The following is a 20849-nucleotide window of genomic DNA, read 5'->3' on the forward strand; positions in this document are numbered from 1 at the left end:
GGCGCGGATGAAACAGAATTTGCCTGGCGGCTTTAGCGCGGTGGTCCCACCTGACCCCATGCCGAACTCAGAAGTGAAACGCCGTAGCGCCGATGGTAGTGTGGGGTCTCCCCATGCGAGAGTAGGGAACTGCCAGGCATCAAATTAAGACTCATTCGTGAGTCGTGACCTTTCAAGTGACACTGAAAGGGCGAAACACCCGAATTCAGAACGATTTTCTGATTTTGGTACAGTATCGGTGGAGCGGTAGTTCAGTTGGTTAGAATACCTGCCTGTCACGCAGGGGGTCGCGGGTTCGAGCCCCGTCCGTTCCGCCACTTAATTGAATAGCCCTGACTTAATAAGTCAGGGCTTTTTCATGTGCAAAATTTAGTGCCTATTGTTGATTTAAACGCAATATTCTTCTGCTTATAAGCGGATTTTTCGTCAACAATAAAGCTGCCAAAATACTTCCCATCGCAATAAACCACAACACGATGAGGAACTCATGACAATCCCAGCCTTTGGTTTAGGCACTTTCCGCCTGCAAGATGATGTTGTAATCCATTCCGTGAAAACTGCACTGGAACTCGGTTACCGTGCTATCGATACCGCCCAAATCTATGAAAATGAAGCAGCCGTTGGTCAGGCAATTGCTGAAAGTGGCATAGCTCGTAATCAACTCTTTATTACCACCAAGATCTGGATTGAAAACCTGTCTGGTGAAAAACTGATACCGAGTTTGCAGCAAAGTCTGTCAAAACTGCGCACCGATTATGTTGATCTTACATTGATTCACTGGCCTTCACCCGGCGCAGCAGTATCAGTTAAAGAGAGCATGCAGGCATTAATGGCTGCAAAAGAAGCGGGTTTGACGCGTCAAATCGGCATATCAAACTTCCCGATTGCATTGATGAAAGAGGCCATTGCAGCGGTTGGCATTGAAAATATCGCCACGAACCAGATTGAACTCCATCCGTTCCTGCAAAACCGCGCGGTTGTTGAGTATGCTAAGCAGCAAGGATTGCATATCACGTCTTACATGACATTGGCTTACGGTGAGGCACTAAAGGATGAAACCATCCAGTCGATTGCACACAAACATCAGGCGACATCGGCACAAATCGTTCTGGCGTGGGCGATGCAATCTGGCTTCAGCGTAATCCCTTCTTCAACTAAGCGCGATAATCTGGCCAGTAATATGGATGCTGCTAACTTAACACTTGATGCGGAGGATATGAAAAGCATCTCATCACTGGATCGCCAGCAGCGGTTGGTTAGCCCTGAAGGATTGGCTCCGGACTGGGATTAAGTTACGCAGTATTCAGCCCTGCATACGCCAGGGCTGTTGCCTGACCCACTCGCTGAGAAAGTCGATAAAAGCACGTGCACGCTGACTTACACCCAGATCACTGTAATAGACCGCGTTGAACGGCATCTCCACGGGAACTCGCTGCTGCGCCAATACCTCAACAAAAGTCCCTTCGGCGATTTCCCTGTCCACCATGTAATCAGATAAACAGGCGATACCCTGATCGTCCAGGCATAGCTGTTTAATCGTTTCGCCACTATTCGAAGACATTCCCTGTTTAATCTCGTATAGATCGCGGCCATTGTCCGAAACTGGCCAACGGTTTAACCGCGAGGGTTCAACAAATCCCAGGCATTCGTGATCGACTAAATCAACAATGGAAGCAGGAACACCGCGCTTAGCCAAATACGCAGGTGTTGCGACAAGTTTGCGATAGCTGGTAAACAATAAGCGCGCGCGTAGGGTGGAATCGGTCAGATTGCCCGCGCGAATTGCTACATCGACTTTACGTTCAATCAGGTTAATGAAGCTTTCGGAGGAAATCAGCGACAGCGTAACGTCTGGATAGCGCTCACGAAATGATTTAATCATCGGCAAGATTAAATGCAGGATCACCGGCGTTGCCGCATCAATTCGCAATTCACCCTGAGGGGATTGCTGCCGTTCCACTAACTCATTTTCAGCGGTCGACATTTCCTGCATGAGCTTCTGCACGCGTTTAAAGTAGTGCTCACCTTCCTGAGTAAGCGCGAGCTGACGTGTGGTTCGCGTAAGTAATGCCACTCCAAGTTTGTTCTCTAGCTTTTTAACTGTGCGGCTCACAGCCGAATTCGCCATCTGCAGTTGTTCAGCCGCCCGGCTAAAACTGCCGCTTTCTACCACAGCGATAAAAACTTTCAACTCATCCGACGATGCTTTCATTATGCTCTCCGAAGCAAAAGTCTATTCTTACTTTGCATCTTTTTGTCATTAAAGCATGACGCGATAATAATCCCCATCAAAACATTCATGGGAGTCAATCATGCCACTTGCACTCTGGGCGCTGACTATCAGCGCCTTCGCTATCGGAACCACTGAATTCGTTATCGTAGGTCTTATTCCTACGATTGCGGAACAACTTAACATCACGCTGCCTTCCGCAGGAATGCTGGTCTCAATTTATGCCCTTGGTGTCGCCGTGGGGGCGCCAGTGCTAACCGCTTTAACCGGTAAAGTACCTCGCAAGCCACTGCTGATGGGGCTGATGGCGCTCTTTACGGTGGGCAACTTAGTCGCGTGGTTGGCACCGAACTATGAGACGTTGGTGATTGCTCGATTGCTAACGGGACTGGCACACGGCGTTTTCTTCTCGGTCGGTTCGACGATTGCAACCAGCCTGGTGAGCAAAGAGAAGGCGGCAAGTGCCATCGCCATCATGTTTGGAGGTCTGACTGTGGCATTGGTAACCGGTGTACCCTTGGGTACTCTGATTGGTCAACACTTTGGATGGCGTGAAAGTTTTCTCGCAGTTTCCATGTTAGGTGTCATTGCTTTAGTCAGCAGCATGGTGCTGATACCGCGTAATATTGCGCAACCACCTGTTACCACACTAGCGCAGCAAGCGCGCGTCATGGTGAATCCGCGTCTGCTATTAATTTATGCCATCACCGCGCTGGGCTACGGCGGCGTGTTTACCGCCTTCACTTTCCTGGCGCCGATGATGCAGTCATTGGCAGGGTTTTCCCCAACAGCCGTAAGTGTGATTCTGCTGGGATACGGTATCTCTGTAGCCATCGGTAATATCTGGGGCGGCAAGCTAGCCGATCGTCATGGCGCTGTGCCTGCGTTAACCCTGATCTTTAGCGCACTGGCAGTGTTGCTGTTGGTATTCCAGTTCACGGCAAATACACACTTTATGGCGCTGGCAACGGTGTTAGTGATGGGAATTTTTGCCTTTGCGAACGTGCCCGGTTTGCAGGTTTATGTGGTGCAAAAGGCTGAGTATTATGCGCCCGGTGCAGTTGATGTGGCGTCAGGGCTGAACATTGCGGCGTTTAACATCGGCATTGCGCTGGGGTCGTTGGTTGGCGGTCATATTGTCGAACATTACGGTCTGGCTCAAACCCCTTGGGTTGGTGCTGTCATCGTTTTTATCGCGCTATTACTGGTAAGACTGAGTGGTCAGTTCGACAAACCCCGTACTGTATTCGCCACTGAATAGTGAGATCAACAACCCGCCACAGGGCGGGTTGTTGCTGCAATATGCTGTGAAGCTAATTCCGACAATTAACAACGCCAATTGAAACCCTGCCCTAAAATCCCTATAACTGTCAGGTGAAGTTGTAGTCGTAAATCAGCCAGGCGGGAAAGTGCGAAAGAAAACATATGCAATGCGTTATACAGCGGGTCAGCCTGCAGAGCGGATATTTCCGCCTGGGGCAATGTTGCATCTGGGGCAGGCGCTGCCGCCTGGTGCACCGTTACCTGCGGATCCTGCATTGCGGGTTTTAGTCTGGAATATCTTCAAACAGCAGCGGGCAGACTGGATGTCTGTGTTGCAGGGTTTCGGCAAAGATGCTCACCTGGTTTTACTACAGGAAGCGCAAACTACACCTGAGCTGGTCAAATTCGCCACCAGTAACTATCTGGCGGCCGATCAGGTGCCTGCCTTTGTCCTACCTCAACATCCTTCCGGCGTAATGACGCTGGCTTCTGCGCATCCTGTGTATTGTTGTCCTTTACGTGAGCGGGAACCTTTATTACGCCTGGCAAAATCTGCGCTGGTAACTGCCTATCCACTACCGACCGGCGAAATGCTGATGGTGGTCAACATTCACGCGGTGAATTTCAGCCTGGGTGTGGATGTCTACAGTAAGCAACTCGGGCCGATTGGCGAACAGATTCAGCATCATCGCGGACCGGTAATCATGGCCGGCGATTTTAATGCCTGGAGCCGCCAGCGCATGAATGCGCTGTATCGCTTTGCCGAAGAGATGGCATTGCAAGAAGTGAATTTCACGGATGACCATCGGCGTAAAGCGTTTGGCCGTCCGTTAGATTTTGTCTTTTACCGTGATATGAAAGTCAGCGAGGCTTCTGTGCTCGTCACGCGGGCCTCTGATCACAATCCACTGCTGGTTGAGTTCAATTCAACGTATCCCATCGGGCGTTAATGCCATCTGTCAGACAGGCGAGTAAATAATAGGCTGAAGGGCGTCTGCGAAAGGGGTTGTGGACGACAGAAAATGAAAAAGGCTGACAAAAGTCAGCCTTTTCGACGCATTAGGTATCAGGTGTTGCGCTATTCTTAACAAACAGCGTGAGCTTGTCGCCCGGCTGAATGTCTTTAGCGTCACTGTTCCAGCGCATAACATCTTGAGTGTTCACTCCATGACGTTTTGCAATACTGGCAAAAGAATCACCCTTACGTACACGGTAGGTGATGCTGTTGCCGTTATCAGCCAACTGCGTTGCTTTGCCGCCTACAGTCAACTTCTGACCGATGCGAACTGAAGCACTGCGCAGGTTGTTCTGCTGTTTCAGTGCACTGACGCTTACGCCAAGCTTGTTAGCAATTGCTGACAAGGTGTCGCCTTTGCGTACCGTGTAGTTATTTCCTGCCGCACTGACTTTCGCCATTTCGGTAGGCTGCACGGAGGCAATATCACCGGAAGCCAGTGAATTGCGCAGCTTAGCAACGTTGGACTTAGGCACCATAATATAGTGCGGTCCGTTTGGCGCAGTGGTGCCATGTTTATAACCCGCATTGAAGCTCTTCAACTTATTGAGCGACATACCGGCCATATCGGCGGCCTGCGTCAGTTCAATTTGCTGGCCCACTTCAACACGTGCCAGGGCACGGCTTTCGTTCGGGGTCGGCAACTTGATACCGTACTGCTTGTTGTTCTTGAGGATTTCACTCAAGGCCAACATCTTAGGTACATAGACCGTGGTTTCGCGTGGTAACGATAAATGCCAGAAGTCAGTCGGCTTGCCGCGCGCCTTATTCTGTTTCATCGCTTTCAACACTCGTCCTTCACCGCTGTTATAGGCGGCCACTGTTAACAACCAGTCACCGTCAAACATACCGTTCAGACGCTGCATCATATCCAGCGCAACTTTGGTCGAGGCCACCACATCGCGGCGTCCGTCGTACCATTGGTTCTGTTTCAAACCATAGTTTTTGCCCGTTTGTGCAACAATCTGCCAGATGCCAGCGGCATTCGCAGAAGATGTTGCATGTGGGTCAAAAGCGCTCTCCACTATGGGTAGCAGTACCAGTTCCATCGGCATTTTACGTTTCTGTATCTGCTCGACAATCCAGTACATGTACGGCTCTGCCCGTAATGTTACATCGTGGAGATAGCTCTTATTTCTTAAAAACTTTGTTTTTTGTTCGCGGATCCGGGGGTTTTCCGGAATCCCCATCTTCAACTCGTCACTAATGTGATTCCAGAGATCGGTATCTTCTGCGAGGCTTGTTCCATCATCCTGCCAGCGCTGCGATAATAATTGATCTCCGTACTTTCCATTTTCACCTTGACCAGCTGAAGACAAGCTCTGTGCATGCTGTACGGGGATATTGGCGTCATTCCTTGATGCCTGACATCCTACCAGCAAGACCGAGGCGAGTAATATCGCTTTAGCCTTCATGTGTGTGTCAATAGTTCGCTTAAAAGACGAGCAACTATACGTTAGGGGTACACACAACACAACCAGAAATATCAGTAACGGTCTTTCTTCTCGCGTAGATCCGCAAAAGTTTGCCATAACGGAGACGATGACACATTAGTCCCCAAAGCCTTTTGTAAATCAGCATCTTGCGTACGAAGAAATAAATTTATTTCTCGCTCAAGGGCCAGTTTTGTCGGCAAAGTAATGCGATTTTCTGCACGTAAGTCCTTAATTTGCTGATACCTTGCCAAAATTTTAGGGTCATGGGGCAGAATAGCCGCAGCAAACTTCATATTGGATAAAGTGTACTCATGTGCGCAGCAAACGAGGGTATCTGCAGGGAGTTCATTAAGTTTTTGAAATGACTCAAACATCTGCTTTGCCGTGCCTTCAAATAATCTTCCGCAACCGCCAGAAAACATCGTGTCACCACAGAAAAGATAAGGTGAACTGAAATATGAGATATGTCCTAAAGTGTGTCCGGGTGTTGCGATGACACGGAAATTTAGCCCAAGCAGCGTAAATTCATCATTCTCAGCGACGATGTGTTTTGCCCCCTTATCCGCGGTTTCTTCTGGTCCATAAACCGCCAAATCGGGATAGTGCTGCAACAGCTCTGCGACACCGCCGACATGATCGTGATGATGATGCGTGAGTAAAATAGCCACCGGTTGCCACTTATTGACTCTAATTTTATCCAGCACCGGTTGAGCCTCGCCGGGATCGACGATCAGACAGTTTTTATCATCGTCTGTCAGTGTCCAGATGTAGTTATCCTGCAACGCGGGAATACTGGTAAGATTCATAAACACCTCTCAGGTCGTAGAAAAAGGATGATGGTAGAGCATGAAGCCAGCTAAAACACGCCGAATTCTGTCTGCGCCGCGCTCCTGGCGTGACATGCCGATGGGGGACTACTTTCGCGATGCACTCACGCAGCAGTTGCAGCCCTACCTTGGAAAGCTATATGGCTTTCATATGCTTAAACTTGGCAGCCTCAGCGCAGAAATCAATACCCGCCAGTGTGCCATATCGCATCAGGTTAATGTGGGCATTGAGGGCGATGACCTGCAGGTCATCGCCAATACCACGCAATTGCCCTTTGAAGCGAAATCGATTGATGCCTGCCTGATGGCGCATACTCTGGCGTGGAGTCAGGATCCCCATCGCGTGTTACGAGAAGTAGACCGGGTCTTGATTGATGATGGCTGGATGATTATTAGCGGGTTTAACCCGTTCAGCCTGCTTGGTATCAGCAAAGGTATTCCGGGTTTACATGCGCGCGCACCCTGGAGCGGCAGGATGTTCAGCCAGGTCCGTTTGCTCGACTGGCTAAGCCTGCTCAATTATGAGGTCGTTTACCGTACGCGTTTTCAGGTGGTGCCGTGGCATAAGCAGGGCGGTAAGGTGATCAGTGCGCATTTGCCCGCGCTGGGATGTTTGAACATCGTGGTGGCACGCAAACGGACGTTCCCGTTAACGCCCACCAAAGCAAAAAAGAGCATCAATAAAGCACAGGTCAGGCAAACGGTGAATGCCACTCGCCAGTTCCGTGAAGTGAAGGATCAGGATTCGACCTGATAGCCGACATCATCCTGCGTCGGATGGCCGGCAGCGTTGCGCGCCAGTTCGTCGCAGCGCTCGTTTTCCGGGTGACCGGCGTGGCCTTTTACCCATTCCCACTTAATTTCATGATTGCTGAGCGCGGCATCCAGACGCTTCCAGAGATCGACATTTTTTACCGGCTTTTTATCGGCGGTTTTCCAGCCACGCTTTTTCCAGTTGTGAATCCAACTGGTGATCCCCTGACGCACATACTGGCTATCAGTGCTGAGCACCACTTCACAGGGCTGAGTTAACGCTTCCAGCGCCACAATGGCCGCCATCATTTCCATGCGGTTGTTGGTCGTGAGTCGATAACCGGTACTGAACTCTTTTTCATGCGCGCCATAGCGTAAAATGGCGCCGTAGCCGCCGGGGCCGGGATTGCCCAGGCAGGATCCATCGGTGAATATTTCTACCTGTTTGCGCATCTCTGGTAGACTTCCTTCTGACAAAACGCCAAGTCTGACATAAAACGAGTCCTATGAGCACTGCAAATAACCGCCAGATCGTCCTCGATACCGAAACCACCGGCATGAACATGATCGGTGTGCATTATGAAGGACATCGCATCATTGAAATCGGTGCGGTTGAGGTGATTAACCGTCGCCTGACCGGCAACAACTTCCATATGTATCTCAAGCCCGATCGGCTGGTGGATCCGGAAGCCTTCGGCGTGCACGGGATTGCCGATGAGTTTCTTGCTGATAAGCCACTGTTCGCTGACATCGCCGATGAATTCCTGGATTACATTCGTGGCGCAGAGTTAGTGATCCATAACGCCTCGTTCGATATCGGCTTTATGGACTATGAGTTCGGCATGCTCAAGCGCGATATCGGCAAAACCGACACTTTCTGTAAGGTGACGGATAGCCTGGCGATGGCGCGTAAAATGTATCCAGGCAAGCGTAATAGCCTCGATGCGTTGTGTAATCGCTACGAAATCGACAACAGCAAACGTACGTTGCACGGCGCATTGCTCGATGCCGAAATCCTGGCGGAAGTGTTCCTGATGATGACGGGCGGCCAAACCTCGCTGGCCTTCTCAGCGGAGGGTGATCAGGGCAGCCAAAATACAGGCGATAACATCCAGCGCATTGTGCGTCCGAGTTCAGGATTACGCGTGGTCAACGCCAGCGATGATGAGATCTTGGCACATGAAAGTCGACTGGATTTGGTGCTGAAGAAGGGCGGGAGTTGCCTGTGGCGTGCCTGAATGGGCTGATTTTGCGTGGAAAAGCAACGTTAAGTCGAAAAAATCGGCAAACGATTCATTCCCTCAGAAAAAGCATTGACGGTTCATAAAGCTGCCATTAATATTCGCCTCGTTCTCGACGGGGAACAAAGCGCGGAGCGGTAGTTCAGTTGGTTAGAATACCTGCCTGTCACGCAGGGGGTCGCGGGTTCGAGCCCCGTCCGTTCCGCCAATCATTAAAGAAGCCGATGCAGAAATGCATCGGCTTTTTGCTTTTTCAGGATTGGCACCTCAATGCCAAACCTGCGAACACATCAATCCTTCTGCACCGCCACTTCCTGACGATAGCTGCCTACAGATACTTCACGATCGGCGCGTGCCAGCCAGCGATAGCAACCTGCACCCAATGCCACACCAATAAACCAGCTGAAGTTAGCCACAGCATGTAAAGAAGGAATAAAGCTGATCACCAGGCAAATGCCCACTGACGGCAGCAGTGCTGCAATTGCTTTCGGGTTGAAGCCACCGCGATACCAGTAGCGTCCTTTCGGCGTGTCATCAAACAGGTCATCGACGTAAACTTTGCTGCGCTTAATCAGATAGAAATCGGCCACCAGAATGCCAAACAGCGGGCCAATAAAGGAGCCGAGAACATCCAACGTGTAATGGATTAATTCCGGTGACTGGAACAGATTCCACGGCGTCAGCAGCACGGAACCTACCGCCGCAATCATTCCACCGGTACGGAAACTGATTTTTTGCGGTGAGCAGTTAGAGAAGTCGAAAGCCGGAGAAACAAAGTTCGCCACAATGTTGATACCGATGGTGGCGATAATCATGGTCAGCAGCCCAATCGCCACCGCCACGTCGTTGCCGACCATGCTGACCGTCTCAATGGGATCGATAATCATGCGGCCGAACAGCGATTGAGTACCTGATACGATCACCACGGTGACAATCGAGAACAGCAGGAAGTTGAACGGTAATCCCCAGCGGTTACCACGGCGGATTTCACCCATACTTTTGCCGTAGCGAGAGAAGTCACCAAAGTTCAGCAGCGGACCGGAGAAATAAGAGACGACTAAAGCGGTGGCGGTGATCATCTGCCAGGTTTGCTCGCCGGTGCTCATCTGCTTGCTGGCCAGCGTGAAGGAGATCCCGTCAAAACCGGTTTTGTATACAATCCAGCCCGCCAGCGCCACCATCACTACGTAAACTGCCGGACCCGCCACATCGATAAAGCGTTTGATCGCGCTCATGCCGTGCCAGAACACCATCGCCTGCAGAAACCACATCACCCCGAAGCAGCACCAGCCCAGTTGAGATAATCCCAGCCAGCTGCTTTGCGTCATACCGCTCAGTGAAGGGAAGAACTTTAGCAACACCAGCATCAACGCGTTAGCCGCTAAATAGGTCTGGATGCCATACCAGGCGAAGGCGATCAATCCACGGATCACCGCCGGGATATTGGCACCAAACACGCCGAATGCCTGACGTGAAATCACCGCGTAAGGCACGCCCGCCATCTGGCTCGGTTTGGCGACCAGGTTGGCACACAGCTGAACGATGCAGATGCCCACCAACAAACACAGCAGCACCTGCCAGCTTGCCAGACCTAAGGTAAAGAAGCTGGCGGCCACTACATAGCCGCCCATGCTGTGCACATCCGACATCCAGAAAGAGAAAATGTTATACCACGACCAATTCTGGTCGCGCGTTGGCGCCAGATCTTCATTACACAGGCGCGGACTGTAGTGGGCGTTGGCTCCAGAGGCCACCCCGGAGGTCACTTCAGAATGATTTGGCATGAAACCTGCTCCTCTCACATCATGGGAAAAATAATCACAGCGTGAAACGGTATTGCAGGATCCAGGCCAGAATTGATTTCTTGTATACAAAAAATTAATTTCACGTATACGATGTGCTGTGCACAGACACTTACCGGAGCAGGTAATGAAGAGCGAAACAGGCCAGAAAACGGCTGCCGATCTGAATGATCGCGACGAACCTATCTATCAGGCGTTACTCACCGCCATTGTGGAACATCAGCTGCCACCGGGCAGCAAATTGCCTGAAGAGGCGTTGTCAGAAGTCTTTGGCGTGAGTCGTACCGGCATTCGTAAGGTGCTACAACGCCTCGCTGCGGTGCAAATGATCACCTTGTCGCCCAGGCGTGGTGCACAAGTGGCCACGCCGGGCGTTGATGAGGCACGCGATATCTTCGCCACTCGCAGCTTACTCGAGTGCGCCAATTTGCCGGCGGTGCTGACGCATGTTCAACCTCCGCATCTTGCTGCCCTGAGTACCTTAATTGAGGAAGAGCAGCAGGCACACGAACAGCACGACGGCGCAGCGGCGATCCGCCTCTCGGCCGCCTTCCATATTCAGCTGCAAGCGATTTCCGGCAATCAGGTACTCACCGATATGGTGACGCGCCTAACCCAACGCTCATCATTAGTGATTGCCGCCTATGGCGCGCCCTGGCAGCGCGGATGCCGTTGCGATCATCACGATCGGCTGGTGGATCTATTGCGGCAGAAAGATCTGCCGGCGCTCACCGCCGCGTTGCAGCATCACTTCGAACATATCGTGGCCAGCCTGCATTTTGAGCACAGCGGCGAAACGTTACCCGACTTCACCCGGTTATTTTCCGGTCACAATGGAGCCGCATCATGAGCCTGATTCAGGTGATCAACCCTAATACCAGCCAGGCGATGACAGAGACCATCGTTGCAGCCGCACGTGCGGTCGCGGCACCTGGTACCGAAATTCTGGCCGTGTGTCCGAGCCAGGGCGTGCCGTCGATTGAAGGGCATTTCGATGAAGCGATTGCGGCGATAGGCGTATTGGAACAGGTCAGGCTCGGCAAAGCACAGGGCGTGAGCGGCCACATTATTGCCTGCTTCGGCGATCCGGGTTTACTGGCCGCGCGTGAACTGGCCAGCGGTCCGGTGATTGGCATTGCGGAAGCCGCAATGCATACGGCAACGCTGGTGGCGACGCGCTTTTCGATAGTCACCACGCTACCGCGCACGCTGGTGATTGCCCGCCATCTGCTGCAGCAGTATGGCTTTACCCATCATTGTGCGGCGTTGCACGCTATCGACCTCCCGGTGCTGGCGCTGGAAGATGGCAGCGGTGTGGCACAGGAAAAGGTGCGCCAGCGCTGTATTCAGGCCAAACGTGAAGATGGCAGTGGGGCGATTGTGCTGGGCTGTGGCGGCATGGCCTCACTTGCGCAGGAACTGACGAAAGAGTTGGGTCTGCCGGTGATTGATGGCGTCAGCGCAGCGGTAAAAATGGTGGAATCACTGGTAGCGCTCGGCTTTGGCACCAGCAAGCACGGGGATTTAGATTACCCGATTGAAAAACCGCTCAGCGGCGCATTTCAGCACCTAAACTAAGGGCTGGTTGAGGACTGACTAAGGAATTTACAGAATGAGCGATGTATCTGAAAAGAAAGAGTACAGCTTCAACAAAAACTATCCGCGTGATCTGATTGGCTATGCCAACAATCCGCCGCACGCGCAGTGGCCGGGCAACGCCAAAGTCGCAGTGCAGTTTGTCCTCAATTATGAGGAAGGTGCAGAAAACAACGTGCTGCACGGCGATGCTGGCTCTGAACAATTCCTGTCTGACATCATAGGTGCAGCCAGCTACGCCGATCGCCATATGTCGATGGATTCTCTGTATGAATACGGCTCACGCGCCGGTTTCTGGCGCATTCACAACGAATTCCAGAAGCGCGGATTGCCGCTGACGGTATTTGGCGTGGCGATGGCGCTGGCGCGTCATCCGGAGATTGTGGAAGCGATCAAAGCGGCGGATTATGACGTGGTCAGTCATGGCTGGCGCTGGATCCATTATCAGTCGATGGATGCTAAAACCGAACGCCAGCATATGCAGCAGGCGGTGGATGTGCTGCGCGATCTGTTTGGCAAAGCGCCGACCGGCTGGTACACCGGCCGCGACAGCCCCAACACCCGCCGCTTAGTGGTGGAGAATGGGGGCTTCAGTTATGACAGCGATTACTACGGCGACGATCTTCCGTTCTGGACGCAGGTGACCTGCCAGGATGGCACGGTGAAACCGCATCTGATCATTCCGTATACGCTGGAGTGTAACGATATGCGCTTTGCATCACCGCAGGGTTTTAACACCGCCGAGCAGTTCTTTGTCTATCTGCGTGACACCTTTGATGTGTTGTATGAAGAGGGCGACACCGCGCCGAAAATGATGTCGATTGGCATGCATTGTCGACTGCTGGGCCGCCCGGGCAAATTCCGTGCCTTGCAACGTTTCCTCGACCATATCCAGCAGCATGAGAATGTGTGGGTTTGCACGCGCCAGCAGATTGCTGAACACTGGATGGAGACGCATCCGGCGTCAGCCGTTTAACGACGTGCGCTAAAGCGTGCTTAAAATCGACCGGTGCGACATGGATTGTCGTACCGGCCATAGCCGCACATTTAAGCCATACTAACGAGCGCCGGTTTAACGCGTTAGCTCATCAAACTGACCTGAGCCGCCACTATTCGCCAGCCGTAAGGCATGCGTACCCACGTCTGCTGCTGGCGGCCGATTTTCTCCACGCCTTCACGCGTAAATTCAGTGCTGCACACCGCGTAGTCATCACCAAAGGTGGTGATCACTGTATTGCGTAGCGTGCGATCTAACCCTTTTGATGGACGTGCTGCGCGAAATGCACGGATCTCGTCAATGCCATACAGATTCTCGCCCGCGCCCAAACGCACGGTGCGGTCATCGTGCCAAAATAGCTCATCAAGCACATCAACATTGTTGCTTACCAGCGCTTCTTCGTAGCGGTAAAACGCAGCAGTGACTTCGGCCAGCACGGCAGGACGATCAATATGTTCAGGTGTCATTTTCAAGCATCCATCAAGGTGGTTTGCGGCAGAGTCAGCCCTTGCTGCTGTAAAGCCCAGGCGGCGCGCAGTGCCAAATGTTCTTTAAACGGTGCGGCGATCAACTGCAAGCCAATCGGTAATCCGCTGGCGGTTTGCAAAGGCACGGTACACACCGGCAAACCGAGGAATGAAATCGGCTGCGTCAGCATGCCCATACTGGCGCGCGTCGGCAAATCCTGTCCGTTAATATGCATCGTCTCTTGCCCGATGGTGGTAGCGGTACAAGGGGTCGCTGGCGCAATCAGGACATCGAATTGTTCAAACAGCGGTAAGACTTGCTGTTGGAAATGGCGGCGGAAACGCTGTGCCTGCACATACCACGCGGAAGGCAGCATGGCACCGGCGAGCAGACGTTCACGAGAATTCGGTTCGAATTGCGCAGGCATGCTGCGTAAGGCAGGCAGATAGTGATTTCCTCCTTCAGCGGCAGTCAGGATAAAAGCGGCTGAGCGGGCAATTTCCGCGTTGGCTAAGGTGACTTCTTCACTGGCATCCAGCGCTTTTGCCACCACCGAGACGGCCGCGTGTGCTTCTTCGCTGCACCATGTCGAAAAGAAGCCGCCCAGAACGGCGCTGCGAATGCCTTCCGCACCTTTCGGTAATCCCTCACTGGCGGGCTCCACAGCCTGAATATACTGGAAAGCATCACCGCTATCACGGCCTTGCAGCGCATCATACACCAGGCTCAAATCCTCCACCGAGCGGGCAAACGGGCCGATATGATCGAGGCTGGCGACAAAAGGATGGCTACCGCTGCGCGACAAACGGCCAAAGGTCGGTTTCAGTCCATAGATACCGCATAACGAAGCTGGCACGCGGATCGAACCATTGGTATCGGTGCCCAGCGAGAAGTGCACCAGTCCAGCAGCGACGGCCGCTGCTGAGCCACCCGAGGAGCCACCGGCCACGCGGGTCAAATCACGCGGATTATGGGTCGCGCCGTAATGGGTGTTTTCGGTGGTAAAGCCGTAAGCATAGGCATCCATATTCAGCATGCCAGAGAGCAGTGCGCCTGACTGACGCAGTTGACTCACCGCCCACGCATCTTCGCGGGCCGCTGCCCGTTCACTGAACAAGCTGGCCCCGGCTAAGGTGCTGTGCCCGGCGACATCAAATAGATTTTTAACCGCATACGGAATGCCCGCCAACGTGGGTAATACTTCACCGCGCTGGCGCTGTAAATCGACCTGATCCGCTTCGCGCAACATACGCTGACTAGTGACTTCGGTCCACGCATTGAGCGCAGGATTGTGCTGTTCAATGGCGTTCAACGTCTGTTGTGCCACTTCACGGGCGCTGATATCACCTTGATTCAGCACCTGATTGAGCGCCTTGATGGATAACGATGCCAGTTTCATGGATGGAACACTCCTGCCACTTCCAGCCGATCATCCAGTGGGAAAGCCATGAGCGGTTCAGCCATGGCGGCGATGCGATTGAACTGCACCTGCAATTCAGCGCGACGTACTTCATCCAGTTCCAGCGCCAGAATCTGTTCCATTTGGACGATATAGGCCGCCCAATCCGGTTGTGAATGCATAATGGTTTCCTTTAGAAGCCCGCTGCGCTGCCGTTGCTGCGTGGATCGAAGGCACCTTCCAGCATGCCGTTGTTATGTCTGACGATGGCGCCGGCGTGGCCGACCACTTCACTGAAATCGGGCAGCAACTCCACTTCATGGCCAAGTTGACGCAATTGCGCTACCGTCTCCGGCGCGAAGCGAGCTTCCAGCTTGAGTGAATCTGAGGATTGGCCCCAGGTGCGTCCCAGCAACCAGCGTGGGGCACTGATCGCCAGTTGCAGCGGCTGACCCTGAATCACGTGGCGGGTAAAAATCGCCGCCTGCGTTTGCGGTTGACCATCGCCACCCATTGAGCCGTAAACCATGGTGCGGCCATCTTTCAAACGCGCGGCCGCTGGATTCAGGGTGTGGAACGGTTGTTTTCCCGGCTCCAGTGCCAGCAGGTGATCCGGCTGTAAGCTGAACGCTGCCCCGCGGTTTTGCCACGTAATACCCGTGCCGGGCAGCACGACGCCGCTACCAAATTCGTGATAAATGCTCTGGATAAAGGAAACCGCCAGCCCGCTGCTGTCCATCACCCCCATCCACACGGTATCGCCAGGACCTCGTCCGGTTCCCCACGGCGCGGCTTGTTGGTCATCAACTTGTGCCGCCAGTGTGGAAAGGTGATCGGCATCCAGAAGATCTTGCACATTGAAGTCGATGTGACGCGGATCGGTGATGTGCTTATCGCGCAAGGCAAAGGCTTTTTTGGTGGCTTCCACGATACGGTGCACGCTTTGCGCTTCATTGGCCTCTGCCATGTTCAGGCGGTCGGTAATGCCGAGAATGGCCAGCGACACCAAACCTTGCGTTGGCGGCGTCATATTCCAGATATCGCCTTCGCTGTGTGCCAGGTGTAATGGTGTACAGCGGCGAGCGTGCTGTTTCTGTAAATCTTCCAGGGTGATCGGCATCCCCAGAGAGGTCATCTCACGTGCCAGATGGTGCGCTAATTCGCCGCGATAGAAGCTCTCCAGACCCTGCTCGCTCAACACGCTAAGCGTATTGGCGAGCGCGGGCTGGGTAAAACGGCTACCGGCAGCAGGGACGGTGCCATCAGGTAAGAAGGTCGCTGCGAAGCCGGGCTGGTCGAGCAGTTCATGTTGCTTTGCGGCGGTGGCCGCAGCCTGCGATGCGGTAACCGGAATGCCATCGGCGGCATATCGAATCGCATCACGCAGTAAGCGGGCTAACGGCAAAGGCGCAGAACCCAGCTCTTCAGCCAGCGTTAACGCCTCCTGCCAGCCACTCACCGTGCCCGCTACAGTTAATGCGGCTTTGGGGCCGCGATGCGGAATATGGCTTTCGCCGTGATAGAAGTCGAGGTGTGCCAGCGAGCCCGCTGCACCACTGGCATCGATAGCAACAGGATCGCCATTCGGTGGTACTACCAGCCAAAAGCCATCGCCACCCAGGCCGTTCATGTGCGGATAGACAACCGCGATAGTGGCAGCCGCTGCAACCATCGCTTCAATCGCGTTACCGCCTTCGCGTAAAACCGCCAGTGCACTTTCACTGGCGAGATGGTGAGGGGTGACGGCCATGCCGAGCGGGGCCATGTTGCTCTGTATCATAGTGAACTCTTCATCGTTGATTCTTTTGTAGGGTTGAATGGGGTTGGTGGTGGTCATAAAAAGCGACCCTACAAATCCGTGAGGTGATCTAAGCAAGAGCTGTTCCAGTTTTGGTCGGACATCAATGTGGATCGATTTGTGCTAGCTTGTGATGAAACGAAAGTTACAGGACCGACCATGAAACAGCTTGATGAACGCCTTCGCAGTCACTATCCGCAACTGTCGCCGCAGGAGCAGCGCATTGCCGACTTTGTGTTTGACCATTTTGATGACCTGATCAGCTACAACAGTGCAGAGCTGGCGCGGCTGAGCGGGGTATCAAAGGCGACAGTCAGCCGCCTGTTTAAACGTCTGGGCTATGAGAAATACAAGGATATGCGGGACGAGTTGCGTGTGCTGCGTCAGAGCGGCATGCCGTTAACCGACAACCGTGATGCGGTACAGGGCAATACCCTGTTGTCACGTCACTATAAGCAGGAGATGGCTAACCTGACGCAGTGGGTCAATAGCATTGATCCGCAACAGTTTGGTGAAGTGATTCAGGCGCTGGGTACAGCAAAGCGCGTATTTATTATCGGCATGCGCAATGCTTATCCGGTGGCATTGCACCTCCGTCAGCAGCTGATGCAGGCGCGCCCGCAGGTGCATGTGTTGCCGCAGCCCGGCCAGACGTTGGGTGAGGAGCTGGTGGATATCACACCGGAAGATATCGTGGTGGTGATGGCCTTCCGCCGCCGTCCACGCATTATCCGCCCGCTGATGCAGCAACTGCAGCAGAGCAATATTCCGGTGCTGGCACTGTGCGAGCCGCAGGCGCAGGGCATACTCACTCTGGCACAATGGCAGCTGTGTGCGCCGCTCGACAGCGTTTCTGCCTTTGATAGCTACGCATCGGCGATGAGTTTGATCAACCTGCTGGCGAATGCACTGCTGCATGAGATGCTGTCGCAAGGTCGCCAGCGCATTCATCAAATTGCCGATCTTTATCAGCACCTGGATGAACTGGAACACCGATAGTGGGCACCAATTTGGTGCTTTGCACCTTTTTTGATCGGATTTTAATACGGGCGTAATGCCCGTTTTTCTCGCCTTAAGCTCCGTGTTTATTCGTTTTTCTTCCCTTTATTCTTCGCACCCTGTGGTTGGCACATTAGTTGCAAATCGTTTTATCAAGAATCTTTTGTTTCACGATAAACTCACCGGGGTGCATAATGAAAAAAGTTTTACTGGCAGTCGCAGGCGCAGCATTACTGATGGCACAGGTTGGCAGTGCGATGGCCGATCAGCTGCAGGACATGCAGAAACGTGGCGTCATCCGTGTTGCGGTACCGCAGGACTTTCCGCCGTTTGGTTCGGTAGGGACTGATTTACAGCCACAAGGCTATGACATCGACATGGCGAAATACCTCGCGAAGCAGATGAAACTGAAGTTGCAGTTGGTGCCGGTTTCCAGCGCCAACCGCGTGCCCTATCTGCAGACCGATAAAGTGGATCTGGTGATCTCCAGCATGGGCAAAAATGCCGAGCGTGAGAAAGTGATCGATTTCAGCCGTGCTTACGCGCCGTTCTTCCTTGGGGTGTTTGGCCCGAAAGGTGAGCCACTGAAAGATGCTGCAGCGTTAAGCGGTAAATCGATTGGTGTGACGCGTGGCGCGGTGGAAGACATGGTGCTCAGCGATGTGGCGCCAAAAGATGCGCAGGTGAAACGTTATGAAGATAACAACACCACGCTGTCAGCTTATCTGTCAGGTCAGGTGCAGTATGTGGCGACGGGTAACCTCGTGGTCGCCGCGATTGCGCGTCAGAACGCAGAAAAAGCACCGGTGCCGCAGTTCATGCTGAAGGATTCACCGTGCTTTATCGGTCTGAAGAAGGATGAACCGGCGCTGAAAGACAAAGTGAATGCGTTGATTGAGCAGGGCATTAAAGACGGCACGCTGAACAAACTGTCAGAAGAGTGGCTGAAAGCCCCACTGCCAGCCAACCTCGGCGCATAACGCAATGATTGGGCAACTTAACTTTGCAGATCTCTGGCCGCACTGGCCAGAGTTGCTGGCAGGGCTGTGGGTCACGATTCAGATAACGGTGCTCGCCACGGTGGGCGGGGTAAGTCTGGGAATTCTCGGCGCGGCACTGCGCAGTGGCAAACCGAGCTGGGCGAGTCGCCTCTGGGGCGTTTATGTCGAACTGATCCGTAACACGCCATTCGTGGTACAGCTGTTTTTTATCGTCTTTGGTTTGCCCAATCTTGGTCTGAAACTGACGGCGGGCGAAGCAGCGCTGCTGGCGATGTTGATTAACCTTGGCGCTTATAGCACTGAAATTATTCGTGCCGGGATTCAGGTCACGCCGAAAGGGCAGTGGGAAGCAGGACGGGTGCTGGGTTTAACCCGCACTCAGACCTTTATCCGCGTGGTCCTGCCGCCCTCACTGCAGCGTATTTATCCGGCGCTGGTAAGCCAGTGCATTATCGTGATGCTGGGTTCGTCGGTGGTGTCGCAGGTGTCGTACGAAGAGCTGACTTTCGCCGCCAACCTGATTCAGTCGCGCACTTTTTTGAGTTTTGAAGTCTATTTCGTGACCACGCTGATCTATCTGGTGTTGTCGATTGCCATGCGACAGCTGCTGCTGGCGTTGGGGCGTAAATGGTTTGGAGCGCAGCCCGCATGACAACCTTTACTGACTGGGACATCCTGCGCAACCTGCTGCTGGCAGCGCGCTGGACGATTTTACTGTCGCTGGTGGCCTTTTTCGGCGGCACGCTGGTGACTTTGCCATTGCTGTTTTTGCGTCTGCTGAAACGCCCATGGCTGACGCGCCTGATTCGCTGTTACACCGAGCTGTTTCAGGGCACGCCGCTGCTGATGCAGCTGTTCCTCGCCTTCTTTGGCGTCGGACTGTTTGGCATCGATGTCGCGCCCTGGACCGCCGCTTCGCTGGCATTAACCTTCTACACTAGCGCGTTTCTGGTGGATATCTGGCACGGCAGCATTCGCGCTCTGCCTAAAGGGCAGTGGGAAGCGTCTCGCTGCCTCGGTCTGAGCTTTGGTCAAACGCTGTTTCGCGTGGTAGCGCCGCAAGCGATTCGCATCGCCATCGCCCCAACCGTGGGTTTTGCCGTGCAGGTGATCAAAGGCACCGCGCTGGCATCAATTATCGGTTTCGTCGAGCTAACCAAAGCCGGCACCATTTTGAACAACGTGACGTATCAGCCCTTCAAGGTGTTTGGCCTGGTGGCGCTGGGTTACTTCCTGATGTGTTATCCGCTGTCGCGTTACAGCCAGTACCTGGAGAAAAAATTCAATGCCGCTCATCACCATTAATCAGGTCCAGAAGTACTACGGCGATAACCACGTTCTGAAAGGTGTCGATCTGGATATCGACAACGGCGAGGTGATCTCGATCATCGGCCGCAGCGGCTCCGGTAAAAGTACTTTGCTGCGTTGCATGAACGGACTGGAAGGCTATCAGGATGGCAGCATCAAACTCGGCGGCATGACGATTACTGACCGTGAATCCCAGGCGCGCGAAATCAGCCGCTCAGTGGGCATGGTGTTCCAGAACTTCAACCTGTTCCCACACATGACCGCGCTGGAAAACGTCATGCTCGCGCCGCGTCGGGTGTTGAAGAAAAGTGAAGCCGAATGCCGTGAACTGGCGACGCAAATGCTGGAGAAAGTCGGCCTCGGTGAGCGCATCAACTACTATCCGGCCAATTTATCCGGTGGTCAGCAGCAGCGTGTGGCGATTGCCCGTGCGCTGGCGATGCAGCCCAAAGTTTTACTCTGTGATGAGATCACCTCGGCGCTCGATCCTGAGCTGGTGGGCGAAGTGCTGAAAGTACTGGAGCAGCTGGCTGCAGAAGGTATGACACTGATCCTCGTCACCCATGAAATGAACTTCGCCCGTGATGTGGGCGACCGCGTGGTGTTTATGCATCAGGGACGCGTCTGGGAGCAGGGCGATAGCAAAACGCTGTTCGCCAATCCGCAGACCGCCGAGCTGAAGCAGTTTATCTCCACCGTGCGTCTCTAAGTTTTCA

21 protein-coding genes, 2 tRNA genes, 1 rRNA gene and 1 pseudogene are annotated in these 20849 nt (G+C 53.5%); 16 read left to right on the forward strand and 9 right to left on the reverse strand.

The features are described from left to right. Nucleotides 1–22 precede the first annotated feature (22 nt). The 3 genes from rrf to dkgB all read left to right on the forward strand — a co-directional run bounded on the left by rrf (nucleotide 23) and on the right by dkgB (nucleotide 1291). Nucleotides 23–138: ribosomal RNA gene (gene rrf / locus ACXI0A_RS05445) — 5S ribosomal RNA — on the forward strand. 102 nt (nucleotides 139–240) lie between these two features. After that, a tRNA-Asp gene (locus ACXI0A_RS05450) sits at nucleotides 241–317 on the forward strand. A gap of 170 nt (nucleotides 318–487) precedes the next feature. Beyond that, on the forward strand, nucleotides 488–1291 hold the full coding sequence (dkgB, locus tag ACXI0A_RS05455) for a 2,5-didehydrogluconate reductase DkgB (protein ID WP_476149997.1): 804 nt from the start codon (nucleotides 488–490) through the stop codon (nucleotides 1289–1291). Between the two features lie 12 nt (nucleotides 1292–1303). Here dkgB and yafC read toward each other — a convergent pair whose 3' ends face one another. After that, nucleotides 1304–2212 carry a DNA-binding transcriptional regulator YafC gene (gene yafC / locus ACXI0A_RS05460; protein WP_476149995.1) on the reverse strand — a complete coding sequence of 303 codons (909 nt, stop codon included), beginning with the start codon at nucleotides 2210–2212 and terminating at the stop codon, nucleotides 1304–1306. Between the two features lie 100 nt (nucleotides 2213–2312). Between yafC and ACXI0A_RS05465 the strand changes: the two genes are divergently transcribed. Beyond that, nucleotides 2313–3491, forward strand: a complete 1179-nt coding sequence (locus ACXI0A_RS05465; protein WP_476149993.1) for an MFS transporter — start codon at nucleotides 2313–2315, stop codon at nucleotides 3489–3491. Nucleotides 3492–3639: 148 nt separating this feature from the next. After that, on the forward strand, nucleotides 3640–4443 hold the full coding sequence (locus ACXI0A_RS05470) for an endonuclease/exonuclease/phosphatase family protein (protein ID WP_224935649.1): 804 nt from the start codon (nucleotides 3640–3642) through the stop codon (nucleotides 4441–4443). Nucleotides 4444–4552: 109 nt separating this feature from the next. Here ACXI0A_RS05470 and mltD read toward each other — a convergent pair whose 3' ends face one another. Together mltD and gloB are read right to left on the reverse strand one after the other, a co-directional pair. Beyond that, on the reverse strand, nucleotides 4553–5923 hold the full coding sequence (mltD, locus tag ACXI0A_RS05475) for a murein transglycosylase D (RefSeq protein WP_224934247.1): 1371 nt from the start codon (nucleotides 5921–5923) through the stop codon (nucleotides 4553–4555). A gap of 71 nt (nucleotides 5924–5994) precedes the next feature. Further along, on the reverse strand, nucleotides 5995–6750 hold the full coding sequence (gene gloB / locus ACXI0A_RS05480) for a hydroxyacylglutathione hydrolase (RefSeq protein ID WP_476149991.1): 756 nt from the start codon (nucleotides 6748–6750) through the stop codon (nucleotides 5995–5997). Nucleotides 6751–6790: 40 nt separating this feature from the next. Here gloB and ACXI0A_RS05485 point away from each other — a divergent pair, with 40 nt between their 5' ends. After that, nucleotides 6791–7525 carry a class I SAM-dependent methyltransferase gene (locus ACXI0A_RS05485; protein ID WP_224934245.1) on the forward strand — a complete coding sequence of 245 codons (735 nt, stop codon included), beginning with the start codon at nucleotides 6791–6793 and terminating at the stop codon, nucleotides 7523–7525. On the opposite strand, the pseudogene rnhA reads toward ACXI0A_RS05485, so the two are convergent. Continuing rightward, nucleotides 7510–8077, reverse strand: a pseudogene (gene rnhA, locus ACXI0A_RS05490) (ribonuclease HI). The gene ACXI0A_RS05485 and the pseudogene rnhA overlap by 16 nt on opposite strands. Between rnhA and dnaQ the strand changes: the two are divergent. Next, nucleotides 8031–8762 carry a DNA polymerase III subunit epsilon gene (gene dnaQ, locus ACXI0A_RS05495; protein ID WP_476149988.1) on the forward strand — a complete coding sequence of 244 codons (732 nt, stop codon included), beginning with the start codon at nucleotides 8031–8033 and terminating at the stop codon, nucleotides 8760–8762. The pseudogene rnhA and the gene dnaQ overlap by 47 nt on opposite strands. 134 nt (nucleotides 8763–8896) lie before the next feature. After that, nucleotides 8897–8973, forward strand: a tRNA-Asp gene (locus ACXI0A_RS05500). Nucleotides 8974–9055: 82 nt separating this feature from the next. Here the strand turns inward: ACXI0A_RS05500 and ACXI0A_RS05505 are convergent. Continuing rightward, nucleotides 9056–10549, reverse strand: a complete 1494-nt coding sequence (locus ACXI0A_RS05505; protein ID WP_224934242.1) for an NCS1 family nucleobase:cation symporter-1 — start codon at nucleotides 10547–10549, stop codon at nucleotides 9056–9058. Between the two features lie 145 nt (nucleotides 10550–10694). Between ACXI0A_RS05505 and ACXI0A_RS05510 the strand changes: the two genes are divergently transcribed. Genes ACXI0A_RS05510 through puuE form a run of 3 tightly spaced genes read left to right on the forward strand, consistent with a single transcriptional unit; the run spans nucleotide 10695 to nucleotide 13139 of the window. Then, nucleotides 10695–11417, forward strand: coding sequence for an FCD domain-containing protein (locus ACXI0A_RS05510; RefSeq protein WP_476149986.1), 723 nt, complete (start codon nucleotides 10695–10697; stop codon nucleotides 11415–11417). Beyond that, a complete protein-coding gene (gene hpxA, locus ACXI0A_RS05515; RefSeq protein ID WP_476149984.1) occupies nucleotides 11414–12145 on the forward strand; it encodes an allantoin racemase in 732 nt (243 codons plus the stop codon). Before ACXI0A_RS05510 ends, hpxA begins: the two co-directional genes overlap by 4 nt. Nucleotides 12146–12179: 34 nt before the next feature. After that, nucleotides 12180–13139 (forward strand): allantoinase PuuE, encoded by a 960-nt coding sequence (gene puuE / locus ACXI0A_RS05520; protein WP_224934239.1) that lies wholly within the window; start codon nucleotides 12180–12182, stop codon nucleotides 13137–13139. Nucleotides 13140–13243: 104 nt separating this feature from the next. Here puuE and hpxZ read toward each other — a convergent pair whose 3' ends face one another. The 4 genes from hpxZ to ACXI0A_RS05540 are packed head-to-tail and all read right to left on the reverse strand — an operon-like array spanning nucleotide 13244 to nucleotide 16807. Then, the gene (gene hpxZ, locus ACXI0A_RS05525; RefSeq protein WP_200573440.1) at nucleotides 13244–13627 is read right to left on the reverse strand and encodes an oxalurate catabolism protein HpxZ; all 384 of its coding nucleotides are present in this window, start codon (nucleotides 13625–13627) and stop codon (nucleotides 13244–13246) included. A gap of 2 nt (nucleotides 13628–13629) precedes the next feature. Beyond that, on the reverse strand, nucleotides 13630–15027 hold the full coding sequence (locus tag ACXI0A_RS05530) for an AtzE family amidohydrolase (RefSeq protein WP_476149981.1): 1398 nt from the start codon (nucleotides 15025–15027) through the stop codon (nucleotides 13630–13632). Then, on the reverse strand, nucleotides 15024–15209 hold the full coding sequence (gene hpxX / locus ACXI0A_RS05535; RefSeq protein WP_476149979.1) for an oxalurate catabolism protein HpxX: 186 nt from the start codon (nucleotides 15207–15209) through the stop codon (nucleotides 15024–15026). Before hpxX ends, ACXI0A_RS05530 begins: the two co-directional genes overlap by 4 nt. A gap of 11 nt (nucleotides 15210–15220) precedes the next feature. Further along, entirely contained in the window at nucleotides 15221–16807 is a 1587-nt protein-coding gene (locus ACXI0A_RS05540; RefSeq protein WP_476151146.1) for a gamma-glutamyltransferase, read from the reverse strand. A gap of 177 nt (nucleotides 16808–16984) precedes the next feature. On the opposite strand from ACXI0A_RS05540, the gene hpxU reads away from it, so the two are divergent. The 5 genes from hpxU (at nucleotide 16985) to ACXI0A_RS05565 (ending at nucleotide 20842) form a co-directional block, all read left to right on the forward strand. Next, nucleotides 16985–17824: a MurR/RpiR family transcriptional regulator HpxU gene (hpxU, locus tag ACXI0A_RS05545; protein WP_476149978.1), complete on the forward strand. Its 840-nt coding sequence runs from the start codon at nucleotides 16985–16987 to the stop codon at nucleotides 17822–17824. Nucleotides 17825–18018: 194 nt separating this feature from the next. Next, a complete protein-coding gene (locus tag ACXI0A_RS05550; protein WP_200573432.1) occupies nucleotides 18019–18804 on the forward strand; it encodes a transporter substrate-binding domain-containing protein in 786 nt (261 codons plus the stop codon). A 4-nt stretch (nucleotides 18805–18808) separates the two neighbouring features. Then, the gene (locus tag ACXI0A_RS05555; protein WP_476149975.1) at nucleotides 18809–19477 is read left to right on the forward strand and encodes an ABC transporter permease subunit; all 669 of its coding nucleotides are present in this window, start codon (nucleotides 18809–18811) and stop codon (nucleotides 19475–19477) included. Then, nucleotides 19474–20130 carry an amino acid ABC transporter permease gene (locus tag ACXI0A_RS05560; protein ID WP_045813713.1) on the forward strand — a complete coding sequence of 219 codons (657 nt, stop codon included), beginning with the start codon at nucleotides 19474–19476 and terminating at the stop codon, nucleotides 20128–20130. The genes ACXI0A_RS05555 and ACXI0A_RS05560 overlap by 4 nt, the downstream gene beginning before the upstream one ends. After that, nucleotides 20111–20842 carry an amino acid ABC transporter ATP-binding protein gene (locus ACXI0A_RS05565; RefSeq protein ID WP_084936887.1) on the forward strand — a complete coding sequence of 244 codons (732 nt, stop codon included), beginning with the start codon at nucleotides 20111–20113 and terminating at the stop codon, nucleotides 20840–20842. The genes ACXI0A_RS05560 and ACXI0A_RS05565 overlap by 20 nt, the downstream gene beginning before the upstream one ends. The last annotated feature ends 7 nt before the right edge of the window (nucleotides 20843–20849 follow it).

This window comes from Pantoea sp. C1E2 (genome assembly GCF_056491465.1).